Raw genomic sequence first — 12543 nt, forward strand, 5'->3', positions numbered from 1 at the left:
CTGTTGCTTCACTGTTTAAGGCTGAACAGTGGCGTTGCTGCTCGTCGGGCACTCGGTTGGCGGAAAAGGGCTGACCTATAGTTATCCGACCGGAAATCGGCGAAGGAACACCTTTCACTCAGACAAGAACAGGGAGACCGATCATGAGCGTCAAACCCATTCCAGAGGGTTATCACAGCATCACCCCGTATCTGGGCATTCAGAAAGCGGCGGAAGCCATCGAGTTCTACAAGAAAGCCTTCGGTGCCACTGAAGTCATGCGCCTGTCCATGCCCGACGGCGGCATCGGCCATGCCGAACTGCGTATCGGCGATTGCCCGATCATGCTTGGCACGCCGTGCGACCAGGGGCCTTTGAGCAACCCGGACACATCGCCGTCCGTGGGCTTGCACCTGTATGTGAACGATGTGGACACGTCTTATAAACAGGCGATTGCGGCCGGGGGCACGGTGGTGTCCGAGGTCAAGGATCAGTTTTATGGCGACCGTTCGGGGACGTTGAAGGATCCCTATGGGCATTTGTGGTTTTTGGCTACGCGCAAGGAGGATCTGACCCAGGAGCAGATTGAGCAGCGGGCTAAGGAGATGTTTCAGCAGGGGTGAGATCTTTGGTGCCTGACCCGGCCTCTTCGCGGGCAAGCCTCGCTCCTACAGGTTATGTGTCGTTCGCGAAAAACACGCGATCCTGTAGGAGCGTGGCTTGCCCGCGAAGAGGCCATCAGCAACACCACACCTCCCTCGAACACACTTCATGAACAAGCCCACCACGCTTTGCGCCTTGCCCTCCCCGCCCAACACTTTCAGGATGCAGGCAACTACAACTGGGAGAGCTCCATGTTCGCCGGATTCCTCAAAGACCAGCGCCACGTCAACGGTGTCGACATTGCCTACCGCATCGGCGGCAGCGGGCCGGGCCTGCTGTTGCTGCACGGGCACCCGCAGACCCACGTCATCTGGCACAAGGTCGCCGAACAGTTGGCCGAGCACTTCACTGTGATCGCCGCCGACCTGCGCGGTTACGGCGACAGTGCCAAACCGCCGGCCAACGATCACCACACCCACTATTCCAAACGCGAGATGGCCAAGGATGCTGTCGAGCTGATGAAGTCGTTGGGCTTCGATCGGTTCTCGATTCTGGCCCACGACCGTGGCGCTCGCGTGGCCCATCGTCTGGCGCTGGATCATCCGGATGCGGTGCAACGCATGGTGCTGCTCGACATTGCCCCCACGCTGTCGATGTACGCGCAAACCAACGAAGCCTTTGCCCGCGCCTATTGGCACTGGTTCTTCCTGATCCGCCCGGCGCCGTTGCCGGAAACCCTGATCGAGGCCGATCCCGAAGCCTACTTGCGCAGTGTGATGGGCAGTCGCAGCGCCGGACTCAAACCCTTCACCGCCGAAGCCTTTGGCGAATACCTGCGCTGCCTGAAACTGCCGGGCACGGCGCGCGGGATCTGCGAGGATTACCGTGCCAGTGCCAGCATCGATCTGGAGCATGACCGCGCCGACATCGACGCCGGCCACCATCTGAACCTGCCATTGCTGGTGCTGTGGGGCGCCGAAGGCACGGTCGGGCGCTGCTTCGAACCGCTCAAGGAATGGCAACACGTGGCCACCGACGTGCGCGGCAAAGCGCTGCCCGCCGGTCATTACATCGCCGAAGAAGCCCCCGAACTGCTGCTCGCCGAAGTGCTCGGTTTCCTGCGCTGACACCCGCGCCGCGCTGCTATGCTGGCGGCTCATGCCGCCAGTGCCCGTTCTGTCATGACCACCAAGAAAGACACCGTGCCCCTTCCCGAAGACTTGCGTGTATTCCTCACCGTCGTGCGCAAAAGCGGTTTCGCCGCCGCCGCCGATGAGCTGGGCCTGTCGCCCGCGTACGTCAGCAAGCGCATCCAGATTCTTGAAACCACTCTTGGCACGCGCCTGCTGCACCGCACCAGTCGCCGCATCGCCCTGACCGAAGACGGCGAGCGGGTGCAGCGCTGGGCGTTGCGCATTCTCGATGACTTCCAGCAACTGCACGACGAACTTTCCGACGCCCACGACAGCCCTCGCGGGCGACTGCACCTGTGCAGCAGTTTCGGTTTCGGCCGTCACCATGTGGCGCCGGCCATATCGTTGCTGGCCGAGCGTTATCCAGACCTGGAGATCCGCCTCGACCTGTTCGACCGGGTGGTGGACATCGTCAGTGAAGGCTTCGATCTGGAAATCCGGGTCGGCGACGACATTCCCGGCCAGCACATCGGCCGGCGCCTGGTGAGTAACCGGCGGGTGGTGTGTGCGGCGCCCGATTACCTGCAACGCCAGGGTGTACCGCAGACGTTAAGCGAACTGGAGCAGCATCATTGCCTGGTGATCAAGGAGCGCGACAACGCGTTCGGCATTTGGAACCTGGAACGCGACGGGGTTCAGGAAAGCGTGCGGGTCAGCGGGCCGCTGTCGTCCAATAACGGCGAGATTGTCTTGCAGTGGGCACTGGACGGGCGCGGTGTGGTGCTGCGGTCATTGTGGGATGTGAAACCGTTGCTGGATCAGGGGCGGCTGGTGCAGTTGCTGCCCGAGTACAGCCAGAGCGCCAACGTCTGGGCGGTGTACCCGACACGGCTGGCGTACTCGGGGAAGTTACGGGCGTGTGTGGAGTTTTTGCAGGCGCATTTCGAGGGGTTGTCGGTTTAGTCGAGCCAACACAATTCAAATGTGGGAGCGGGCTTGCTCGCGAAAGCGGTGTGTCAGTCGGTATTAACTTTGACTGACACACCGCTTTCGCGAGCAAGCCCGCTCCCACATTTTGATCTGCGGTTAGCTTAGCCAGGGGTTAGCCGCCAGGTGTTGGCGTTCGAAGGCTTTGATCTGCTCGCTGCGCTGCAAAGTGCTGCCGATGGCGTCGAGGCCGAGCAACAGTGCGGTTTTGCGCAGGGTGTCGATTTCGAACGGGATGACCTCGCCGTTGTGGAGACGAATCTCCTGCGCCTTTAGGTCCACGCTGATCTGCGCACTCTCGGGCTGACTGACCACTTGCCCGAGCCGCTGCGATACCGCTTCTTGGAGGGTAATCAACAACACCCCGTTGCGCTGACAGTTGTCATAGAAAATCCCGGCAAAACTGCTGCCGATCAACGCGCGGATGCCCATCTGCTTCAAGCCCCAGACCGCATGTTCCCGGCTCGACCCACAACCGAAATTCGGTCCGACCACCATGAAACTCGCGCCCTGCCACGCCGGCTGGTTCAGCACGAACTCGGGGTTGGGCTGCCCTTCCGGTAGAAACCGCAGATCAAAAAACAACCCTCGATCCAGCCCGGCGCGGTCGATGCCCTTAAGAAACTGTTTGGGCATGATCACATCGGTGTCGATATTGGCCGCCAGCATCGGCGCAGCCTTGCCGCTGACGTGGGTGAACGGTTGCAGGCTCATGCGCGGTCTCCAAAGTGGCGGATGTCGGTCAAACGGCCGGTAATCGCGGCAGCGGCGACCATCGCCGGACTCATCAAATGCGTGCGGGCGCCGGCGCCCTGGCGGCCTTCGAAATTGCGGTTGGTGCTGGACGCGCAGCGGTCGCCCGGCGCCAGCACGTCGTCGTTCATGGCCAGGCACATCGAGCAACCGGACTGACGCCACTCGAACCCGGCCTCGATAAAGATCGCTGCCAGGCCTTCGGCTTCAGCCTGATTGCGCACTTCGGTGGAGCCCGGCACGATCATCGCCCGCACATGCCCGGCGACGCGTTTGCCACGCACCACGCTGGCGGCATCGCGCAGGTCCTCGATGCGGGCATTGGTGCAGGAGCCGATGAAGGCGTGGCTGATGACGATGTCGCTCAGCGCCATCCCGGCTTCCAGGCCCATGTAGTTGAGCGCGCGGCGCATGTCCTGGCGCAGGATCAGGTCGCTGACGTCTTGCGGGTCCGGCACGCGGGCGCCGATCGGTGAAGCCTGGTCCGGGCTGGTCCCCCAGGTGACCATCGGTTCAAGAGCGCTGGCGTCCAGCGACACTTCGCGGTCGAACTGCGCATCGGCGTCGCTGTGCAAGGTGCGCCATTGCTCGACGGCCTGGTCCCACAACGCACCTTTGGGCGCACGGGGTTTGTCCTTGAGGTAGGCGAAGACTTTTTCGTCCGGCGCCATGAACGCGCCCCGCGCACCGGCCTCCACCGCCATGTTGCAGATGGTCATGCGCGCCTCGACGCTGAGTGCATCGATGGTCGAACCGCAAAACTCGATGGCATAGCCCGTGGCCCCGGACGCGCCGATCCGGCCGATCAGCGCCATGATCACGTCCTTGGACGTCAGCCCCGGCGCCAGTGCACCGTCCACCGTCACGCGCAGGCTTTTCAGGCGTTTGTAGACCAGGGTCTGGGACGCCAGCAGGTGTTCGATCTCCGAGGTGCCGATGCCGAAACCGAACGCGCCGAGGGCGCCGTACGTGGTGGTGTGGCTGTCGCCTGCGGCAATCACCATGCCCGGCAGGATGAAGCCTTGCTCCGGGGCGATGACGTGTTCGATGCCTTGGCGCTTGTCGAGGATGTCGAGCAGTTCGATGCCGAAGTCCCGGCAGTTTTCCGCCAGGTAAGAGACCTGCCGCGCACCGCCGGCGTCCGGCATGGCGGCCACGCGATTCGGTGCCGTGGGGTTGACGTGATCGACCACCGCCAACGCGGTGCCGGGGCGCCAGACCCCGCGTTTGGCCTCGCGCAGACCGCTGAATGCCTGGGGACTGGTGTATTCGTTGATGACCTGGCGATCGATGTACAACAGGACGTGGCCCTGGTCATCGAGACGACACACCGTGTGGGAATCGATGTGTTTGTCGTAGAGGGTTCTTGCTGAAGTCATGGGGATATTCGCTCAGGCTCGCGGGTTTCAGGCGTCTGCGCCCCATCTTAGGCAGTCGCCGGGCCCCATCAATGGCCGGAGAGTGATCCCGTGAACCATGTTTCGTGTTGGATCAGGGCACACACATACCCTGTGAGAGCGGGCTTGCTCGCGAAAGCGGTGTGTCTGTAACAGAAAGGGTGCCTGACAAACCGCTTTCGCGAGCAAGCCCGCTCCCACAGGGGTAACGCGTGTGTCGGAACAGGAAACATTTACTTTCATATCCCGGTTCGGGATTTCTGATTCTCATTCGTCTTATATAGATGCAGTCGGTTCGCGTAGGCAAAAGCCACGACCGTACTTTTCATGGACCCCACGCTGGGAAGCCCGCAGCCAAGGCCCTCTCATCAATACAAGACCTTGATCATGTCAAAGAAATCCCGCTCAAAACTCTGGTTTCTGGTCCATAGCTGGCTGGCGCTGCCCATCTGGTTTTTTGTGCTGATCGTCTGTGTGACCGGCACCTTGGCGGTGATCAGCCAGGAAATCGTCTGGCTGGCCAACCCGCAGATGCGCGCCAGCCAACCCGCCGATGATGCGCCGCTGCTCAGCTACGACCAGCTCATCGCGGCGATCAAACAAGCCGAACCGCAGATCCTGGTCGAGAGCATCAGCCGACCCGACGAATCGCATTTCGCCCTGGACGTGGAAGTCACCTACCCCGACGGTCGTTCGGTGGTGGTGTACGTCAACCCGTACAGCGGCGTGATCCAGGGCACCGCCCCGCAATTCAACTTCAGGGCGTTCACCCGCGCCCTGCATGGCTGGTGGCTGGTGCCGTTCACCAATGGCTACAGCTGGGGTTGGTATTTGGTGTCGTTTCTCAGCCTGCCGCTGCTGGCGTCGCTGATTACCGGGCTGGTGGTCTACAAGCGCTTCTGGAAAGGTTTCTTCCGGCCGACCCTGCGCATTCGTCACGGCGCGCGGATTTTCTGGGGCGACTTTCACCGTCTCAGCGGTATCTGGTCAATCTGGTTCATCGCGGTGATTTCCGTGACCAGCACCTGGTTCCTGATCGAAGCGTTCATGTTCGATAACCAGATCACAATTTCCACCGCCCCGGTGGCGCCCGTGGTTCCGCGGGAAAGCGTGCCCCTCACCGCCGATGGTTCGCCGGCACCGATGATCAGCCTGGAAACCGCGATCCGCGAAGCGAAGGCACGCATTCCCGGCCTCGAAGACAGCTTCGTCAGCCTGCCCGCCAATGCCTACAGTTACCTCTCGGTGGGCGGCCGCAGTTGGTATCCGCTGATGTTCCAGACCGCCGAGATCAACCCGTACACCGGCGATGTCGCCGTCACCCGCCTGCTCTCGGACCGCTCTGGCCTGGAGCTGGTAACCGAATCGATGCGTCCGCTGCACACCGGTGATTTCGGCGGGCTCTGGATCAAGCTGATCTGGTTCTTCTTCGGCCTGCTCCTGAGCATGATGGTCCTCAGCGGCCTGCTGATCTGGACCAAACGCACCGCCCTGGCCACGGCCAACGCCCTGAAGCGCAGCAACAAGCGTCCGCGCACTGCCGAGGCTGCTCAAGTGACGAGCCGCGACACCACGGAGGTCAGCCAATGAGCCTGTTCGCCGCCGATAAACCGGATTCAAAACTCAGCCGCTTCTGGCACAAATGGCGCTTCCACATCAACGTTCTGTTATTGCTGGTGCCGCTGGGCTTCATGCCGAAATACTTCGCCGATGCCGCGCTGTTTCGCGGCGACACCGGTCTGGGTGAGCGGGAAATCGGGGGAGTTCAGGTCGGGCCGTGGAGCCTGCGCCTGGCGGAATTCCGCAACGAAGCACCGCGCCTCGATGGCCCGGCCGGTTATATGAAGAGCTTCAATGCGGCGTTGTGTGACAGCTGCCGCGAGCAGGTCAAGGCCACCTACCTGCGCATTGGCAAACCCCGCAGCCTGCGCGCCGCCGGGGTGATTTTCTTCGGCACGCCTTACCGCATGGGCGCCATGCTGCCGATTCCGGAAAAGACCAAGGCCGACGCCGAGCTGTGGATCACCATGGAAGGCTGGGACGGTGCGATGCATCAAGCGTCCATCCCGCTGAGCCAGGCATCCCCCGCCACCCTTGAGTGGCTGAACAAACAAGGAGGCAAACCATGAGCAACGTCTTTCGCCCTCTCCACGCTGTTTTGCTGGTGCTGTGCGCCGGCTTCAGCGCCAGCGCCCTGGCCCACAACCCGATGTGCGAGTGCAAGGCCATCGACGCCGAGCAGATCCAGTGCACCGGCGGCTTCTCCGACGGCAGCGGCGCACCGGGCGTGACCCTCGATGTGATCGGCTACGACGAAACCATTCTGGTGCCGGGCAAGCTCGGGGCCGATTCCAAACTGACCTTCAAGAAACCCAGCGCCGAGTTCTACGTGCTGTTCGACGCGGGCCCCGGCCACGTCGTCGAGATCGACCAAGCGGACATCGAAGCGCCATGAGTACGCCTACTACGCACGTCGTCCGCCCGGCCGGAGCCGGCCATGAAACCCTCTATGTGCTGCTGTTGTGCCTGATGATCCTGGCGGTCGCCGGCTCGGTGGTCGCCTGGCGCCATGAGTCCCAGGAAACCAGCAACGTCAGCAGCCATCAACTGGATGCCCGCCGAGACCTGAGTGCTTCCGAGCAAGGCATCTACGCCGACCTGCGGGTGACGCTGGATGAGATTCACCTGTTGCGTCAGGAACAGCAAACCCTGCCGACTCCCGAAGTTCTCGCCGACGAGGGCTTTGCGCCGTTCGCCCAGGACGCCAGTTCCGTCAGCCGTGGCGGCCATGCCTGGCAATTGCTCGACGCCAAGGGTTACTTCGGTCAGAGCCAGGCGCCCACCGTGGCCGGTTCGTTTCTGATGCGCCTGACTGCTGACGATGATGCCCCGGACATCTGGCTCAATCGTGCCGCCGACCTCAAGGCGCCAACCGACATGGCCGACGCCGCGCTCGAAAGCGCTGGCTGGCAGCAGATCGTCGCGCAATTCGATGCCGGCGTGACCCGCCAGCACCGGCACTGAACCCTCGCCTTCACCCGAGAGAAGACCGCTTTCCCATGCCTATTTCATCTCAACGCTCTTTCTTGCGCCTGCTGCTGGTCGGGCTGTTCGCCTGCCTGCTGACACCCTTGGCCAGCGCCGACGAAGCCAAGCGCCTGCGCATCGGCATCACCCTGCACCCTTATTACAGCTACGTGGCCAACATCGTCGGCGACAAGGCCGAAGTGGTGCCGCTGATTCCCGCCGGTTTCAATCCGCATGCCTACGAACCTCGCGCCGAAGACATCAAGCGCATCAGCGGGCTGGACGTGGTCGTACTCAATGGCGTAGGTCATGACGACTTCGCCGACCGCATGATCGCGGCCAGCGAAACGCCGAACGTGCCGGTGATCGAAGCCAACGAAAACGTACCGCTGCTGGCCGCCACCGGCGTCGCCGCTCGCGGTGCCGGCAAGGTCGTGAACCCGCACACCTTCCTCTCGATCAGCGCGTCCATTGCCCAGGTCAACAACATCGCCCGTGAACTGGGCAAGCTCGACCCGGACAACGCCAAGACCTACACCCAGAACGCTCGCGCCTACGGCAAACGTCTGCGGCAGATGCGCGCCGACGCCCTGGCGAAACTGACCCAGGCGCCGAATGCCGAGTTGCGGGTGGCCACGGTTCATGCGGCCTACGACTACCTGTTGCGCGAATTCGGCCTGGAAGTCACCGCCGTGGTCGAACCGGCGCACGGCATCGAGCCGAGCCCGAGCCAGTTGAAAAAGACCATCGATCAACTGCGCGAACTGGACGTGAAAGTGATCTTCTCGGAGATGGACTTCCCGTCCTCCTACGTCGACACCATCCAGCGTGAATCCGGGGTGAAGCTGTACCCGCTGTCGCACATTTCCTATGGCGAATACACCGCCGACAAATATGAAAAGGAAATGACCGGCAACCTCGACACCGTGGTGCGGGCGATTCAGGAGTCTGGCGCATGACTGCAAAAGAAACGCTCATCGACTCCGAATCCCCTGTGGGAGCGGGCTTGCTCGCGAAGGCGGTGGATCAGTCAGCATTATTGAAAAATGACACACCGCAATCGCGAGCAAGCCCGCTCCCACAGGTTTCGGGCCCGACGCTGGATTTTGCGGAGGTCAGCCTGACGCTGGGCCGCACGACGATCCTCGACAAGGTGACTTTCCAGGTCCAGCCCGGCAGCGTGCATGCGCTGGTCGGCCCCAACGGTGGCGGCAAGAGTTCGTTGATCAAGACCCTGCTCGGGCAGATGCCGCATCAGGGCCGCTTGAGCCTGCAATGGCCGGGCGAACCCGGGACCATCGGCTACGTGCCGCAAGCGCTGGAATTCGATCGCGGGCTGCCGATGACCGTCGACGATTTCATGGCCGCCATGTGTCAGCGACGTCCGGCGTTTCTCGGTTTGAGCAAGCATTACGCGGCGGCGATTGGTGAGGCGCTGGAGCGCGTCGGCATGCAGGACAAACGCAAGCGGCGCATGGGCGCGCTGTCCGGTGGCGAGCGGCAGCGCGTGTTGCTGGCGCAGGGGCTGATTCCGGCGCCGCAATTGCTGGTGCTCGACGAGCCGATGTCGGCCCTCGATGAGGCGGGCATTCAGGTGTTTGAACGGTTGCTCGGCGACTGGCGCCAAAGCGGCATCACTGTGCTGTGGATCGAGCACGACCTGGAAGCGGTCGGGCGTCTGGCGGATCGCGTCACCGGGCTCAACCGCCGGGTGCTGTTCGATGCCACACCGAAGCAGGCACTGACCCCCGAAACACTGCTGACCTTGTTCTCGACCCATCCACGGAGCGCTGCCTGATGAGTTACGAAGCCTTTCGTTTGATGGTTCAGGGGTGGGCATCTTCAGGTTATCTGCCTGAAGCGCTGGCCTATGGATTCGTGGTCAATGCCCTGCTCGCCGGTTTGCTGATCGGCCCGGTGCTCGGTGGTCTGGGCACGCTGGTGGTGGTCAAGCGCTTTGCGTTTTTCTCCGAAGCCGTGGGTCACGCGGCATTGACTGGCGTTGCCATCGGCATTCTGCTCGGCGAGCCCTACACCGGACCGTATGGCAGCCTGTTCGGTTACTGCCTGTTGTTCGGCATTTTGCTCAACTACCTGCGCAATCGCACGGGTCTGGCGCCGGATACGTTGATCGGCGTATTCCTGTCGGTATCGTTGGCGCTGGGCGCGAGCCTGCTGCTGATTCTGGCGGGCAAGATCAACGTGCACATTCTGGAAAACGTGTTGTTCGGGTCGGTGCTGACGGTCAACGGCAATGATCTGCTGGTGTTGGCCATCGTCGGTTCGCTGGTCATGGCGCTGGCGTTGCCGCTGTACAACCGCATCATGCTCGCCAGTTTCAATCCCCAACTGGCGGCGGTGCGCGGTGTGGCGGTGAAGACCCTGGATTACCTGTTCGTGATTCTGGTGACGCTGATCACTGTGGCGGCGGTGAAAGTCATCGGTGCGATTCTGGTCGGTGCCCTGTTGGTCATTCCGGCAGCGGCGGCACGGTTGCTCAGCCAGTCGCTGAAGGGGTTCTTCTGGTGCTCGGTGCTGATCGCCACGGTCAGTACGCTGTGCGGAATTCTTGCGCCGATTGTCTTTGACCTGCCTATCCCGTCCGGCGCCGCGATCATTCTGGTGGCCGGTATCGCCTTCGCCCTCGCCGCCATTGCGCGCGGTGTCGTCCCCAGTCTGAAAGGGAACCTTGGATAAATGTCATTTTCTCTGCGTCAACTGACCCTGGCCGTGGCCCTGTGCGGGCTGGTCAACACCTCGTTTGCGGCAGGCAGCGCCAAGCCGCTGCATGTGCTGGCGTCGCTGCCGATCACTTACGGGCTGGGCGAAGTGTTGCTCAAGGGCACCAACGTCAACCTTGAACGTGCGGCGCCGGCGAACCTGCCTGGTAGCCGTCAGACCGCTTATTTCACCGGACGTGGCGCTCCGGCACTGGCCAAGTTGGCGACCGACGCCGATGCGGTGATCGGCCTGCGTTCTCTGTGGGCGGATGACCCGCTGTACCCGATCTCCCGGCGCAGCAACATTCGCATTGTCGAAGTCGATGCCGCGCGCCCGGTGGACGGCGCCCTGCCCGGCATCGCCGTGCAGCCGGGCAACAAGGTCGATGGCTTGAACAGTCAGCCGTGGTTTTCCAGCAACAACATGGGGCGCATGGCGGATGTGATGGCGGCGGACCTGGTGCGCCTGGCGCCCGAGGCCAAGCCGACAATCGAGGCCAATCTGGCGGCGCTCAAGCAGCGCTTGCTCAAGTTCAGTGCCGACAGCGAAGCGCGGCTGGCCAGTGCCGACAACCTGAGTGTGATGAGTCTGAGTGATCACTTTGGTTATCTGATTGGCGGGCTCAATCTGGAGCTGATCGGCCTCGATGCGCGGCCGGATGCTGAGTGGACGCCTGAAGCGCTGAAGCAATTGGGCGCGACGCTGAAGGACAATGATGTCGCGGTGGTGTTGCATCATCGGCAGCCTTCGGAGGCGGTGAAAGCGGTGATTGATGAGGCCGGTAGCCGGTTGGTGGTGTTGAGTGTGGATGCGGCGGATCCGGTGGGTGAGTTGGAGGGGAATGTGGATTTGGTGATCAAGGGGTTGAGTGGGGTGTAGCAGGCCTTTTGGGTGTACATATCCGTTGCTGCGGTATCGGCCACTTAGGGTTCCGCTCTTAGCGGGTCACTTGGAGAAGCGCCAAGTAACCAGACGCTCTTGCCCCTTTCGTTCGGTGCCTCGCTAGGGCGCGACCACCGCCAATGCAACCGAGGCGGCCTTCGGGCCGACCTGTCCCTTTAAGCGTTCGCATTCCCCTGTGGGAGCTGGCTTGCCAGCGATGGTCGTTAACGATGACGCGTGCTGCCTGAATGAACGCGGTGTCTGGGCGTTCATCGCTGGCAAGCCAGCTCCCACAGGGATTGTTGGGGGCATGACATGGGTGTTCACCCCCGATGATCCTGACGAACTTCAGGCCGGCTATCAGGCCGCCTCGCTTTGTTTTTGATCTTGATCTGCCCCGTCGGAAGGCCGAGCGCAGGTTCTGCGCAGTGGGCACCGCAGCAAGGATGCCGCGGTAGCCGCCCCCGGCCATGGATGGCCGATGGCGGCGGGCCCACGGAGCAGGACCGGAGCGAGGGTATGGCGAGCATTAGCGAGCCACCGTACGTCAGGGGCGCAGGCGCTTGGTTACTTGGCGCTTTTCCAAGTAACCCGCTGTAAAAGCGGAACCAAGAGCCGCCGTTACCGCAGGAATGGATATGTACACCCTCAAAAAACTCGCCGCCTGACACTCAGCCATCGCGGGCAAGCCCGCTCCCACAGGGATCAATGTGTACTCACGAAACTCACTTCCAGACAACACAACGTCCAAAGCAAAAAAAGCCCGCTGACCTAACCGGTCCAGCGGGCTTCTCTTTGCGCGAAAACGTTAGTGAGCCACAGCCTGCTCTTCCATCTTCTTGCGCAAGCTCAACGGACGCATGTCCGTCCAGGTTTCTTCGATGTAAGCCAGGCATTCCTTCTTCAGCCCGCTCTTGCCCACGGTACGCCAGCCTTCTGGCACGGCTTTGTAGTCGGGCCAGATCGAGTACTGCTCTTCGTGGTTGATCACGACCTGAAAGAGGATGTCCTCGCGGTCGAATACTGACGTCATGGTGTCTCTCCATCGCTGTAAGGTGGGC

At 62.1% G+C, this 12543-nt stretch carries 14 protein-coding genes; 11 read left to right on the forward strand and 3 right to left on the reverse strand.

Annotated features, from left to right (window positions below; all coding sequences use genetic code 11):
- Positions 1-143: 143 nt before the first annotated feature.
- The 3 genes from J2Y86_RS09420 to J2Y86_RS09430 all read left to right on the forward strand — a co-directional run bounded on the left by J2Y86_RS09420 (position 144) and on the right by J2Y86_RS09430 (position 2678).
- On the forward strand, positions 144-602 hold the full coding sequence (locus J2Y86_RS09420; RefSeq protein WP_253430141.1) for a VOC family protein: 459 nt from the start codon (positions 144-146) through the stop codon (positions 600-602).
- Between the two features lie 231 nt (positions 603-833).
- Positions 834-1709 carry an alpha/beta fold hydrolase gene (locus tag J2Y86_RS09425; RefSeq protein ID WP_253430144.1) on the forward strand — a complete coding sequence of 292 codons (876 nt, stop codon included), beginning with the start codon at positions 834-836 and terminating at the stop codon, positions 1707-1709.
- Positions 1710-1727: 18 nt separating this feature from the next.
- Entirely contained in the window at positions 1728-2678 is a 951-nt protein-coding gene (locus J2Y86_RS09430) for a LysR substrate-binding domain-containing protein (RefSeq protein ID WP_253430147.1), read from the forward strand.
- 123 nt (positions 2679-2801) lie between these two features.
- Here J2Y86_RS09430 and leuD read toward each other — a convergent pair whose 3' ends face one another.
- Both leuD and leuC read right to left on the reverse strand, forming a co-directional pair.
- Entirely contained in the window at positions 2802-3416 is a 615-nt protein-coding gene (gene leuD / locus J2Y86_RS09435) for a 3-isopropylmalate dehydratase small subunit (protein WP_253430150.1), read from the reverse strand.
- The gene (gene leuC / locus J2Y86_RS09440) at positions 3413-4834 is read right to left on the reverse strand and encodes a 3-isopropylmalate dehydratase large subunit (protein ID WP_253430153.1); all 1422 of its coding nucleotides are present in this window, start codon (positions 4832-4834) and stop codon (positions 3413-3415) included. Before leuC ends, leuD begins: the two co-directional genes overlap by 4 nt.
- Before the next feature lie 405 nt (positions 4835-5239).
- On the opposite strand from leuC, the gene J2Y86_RS09445 reads away from it, so the two are divergent.
- The 8 genes from J2Y86_RS09445 to J2Y86_RS09480 are packed head-to-tail and all read left to right on the forward strand — an operon-like array spanning position 5240 to position 11479.
- Positions 5240-6442 carry a PepSY-associated TM helix domain-containing protein gene (locus tag J2Y86_RS09445; RefSeq protein ID WP_253430155.1) on the forward strand — a complete coding sequence of 401 codons (1203 nt, stop codon included), beginning with the start codon at positions 5240-5242 and terminating at the stop codon, positions 6440-6442.
- Positions 6439-6981 carry a thiamine pyrophosphate-binding protein gene (locus J2Y86_RS09450; RefSeq protein WP_253430158.1) on the forward strand — a complete coding sequence of 181 codons (543 nt, stop codon included), beginning with the start codon at positions 6439-6441 and terminating at the stop codon, positions 6979-6981. Before J2Y86_RS09445 ends, J2Y86_RS09450 begins: the two co-directional genes overlap by 4 nt.
- Positions 6978-7307, forward strand: coding sequence for a hypothetical protein (locus J2Y86_RS09455; protein WP_253430161.1), 330 nt, complete (start codon positions 6978-6980; stop codon positions 7305-7307). The genes J2Y86_RS09450 and J2Y86_RS09455 overlap by 4 nt, the downstream gene beginning before the upstream one ends.
- Positions 7304-7876, forward strand: a complete 573-nt coding sequence (locus tag J2Y86_RS09460; protein ID WP_253430165.1) for a DUF6162 family protein — start codon at positions 7304-7306, stop codon at positions 7874-7876. Before J2Y86_RS09455 ends, J2Y86_RS09460 begins: the two co-directional genes overlap by 4 nt.
- Positions 7877-7911: 35 nt before the next feature.
- Positions 7912-8838: a metal ABC transporter substrate-binding protein gene (locus J2Y86_RS09465; RefSeq protein WP_253430168.1), complete on the forward strand. Its 927-nt coding sequence runs from the start codon at positions 7912-7914 to the stop codon at positions 8836-8838.
- Complete coding sequence (locus J2Y86_RS09470; protein ID WP_253430171.1) at positions 8835-9677, forward strand: metal ABC transporter ATP-binding protein; 843 nt, start codon at positions 8835-8837, stop codon at positions 9675-9677. The genes J2Y86_RS09465 and J2Y86_RS09470 overlap by 4 nt, the downstream gene beginning before the upstream one ends.
- A complete protein-coding gene (locus J2Y86_RS09475; protein ID WP_003226663.1) occupies positions 9677-10576 on the forward strand; it encodes a metal ABC transporter permease in 900 nt (299 codons plus the stop codon). Before J2Y86_RS09470 ends, J2Y86_RS09475 begins: the two co-directional genes overlap by 1 nt.
- A complete protein-coding gene (locus tag J2Y86_RS09480) occupies positions 10577-11479 on the forward strand; it encodes a metal ABC transporter substrate-binding protein (protein ID WP_253430174.1) in 903 nt (300 codons plus the stop codon).
- Between the two features lie 811 nt (positions 11480-12290).
- Here J2Y86_RS09480 and J2Y86_RS09485 read toward each other — a convergent pair.
- A complete protein-coding gene (locus tag J2Y86_RS09485) occupies positions 12291-12515 on the reverse strand; it encodes an MbtH family protein (RefSeq protein WP_253430177.1) in 225 nt (74 codons plus the stop codon).
- Positions 12516-12543: the final 28 nt, after the last annotated feature.

The sequence above is a fragment of the Pseudomonas migulae genome (genome assembly GCF_024169315.1).
Taxonomy (GTDB): domain Bacteria; phylum Pseudomonadota; class Gammaproteobacteria; order Pseudomonadales; family Pseudomonadaceae; genus Aquipseudomonas; species Aquipseudomonas migulae_B.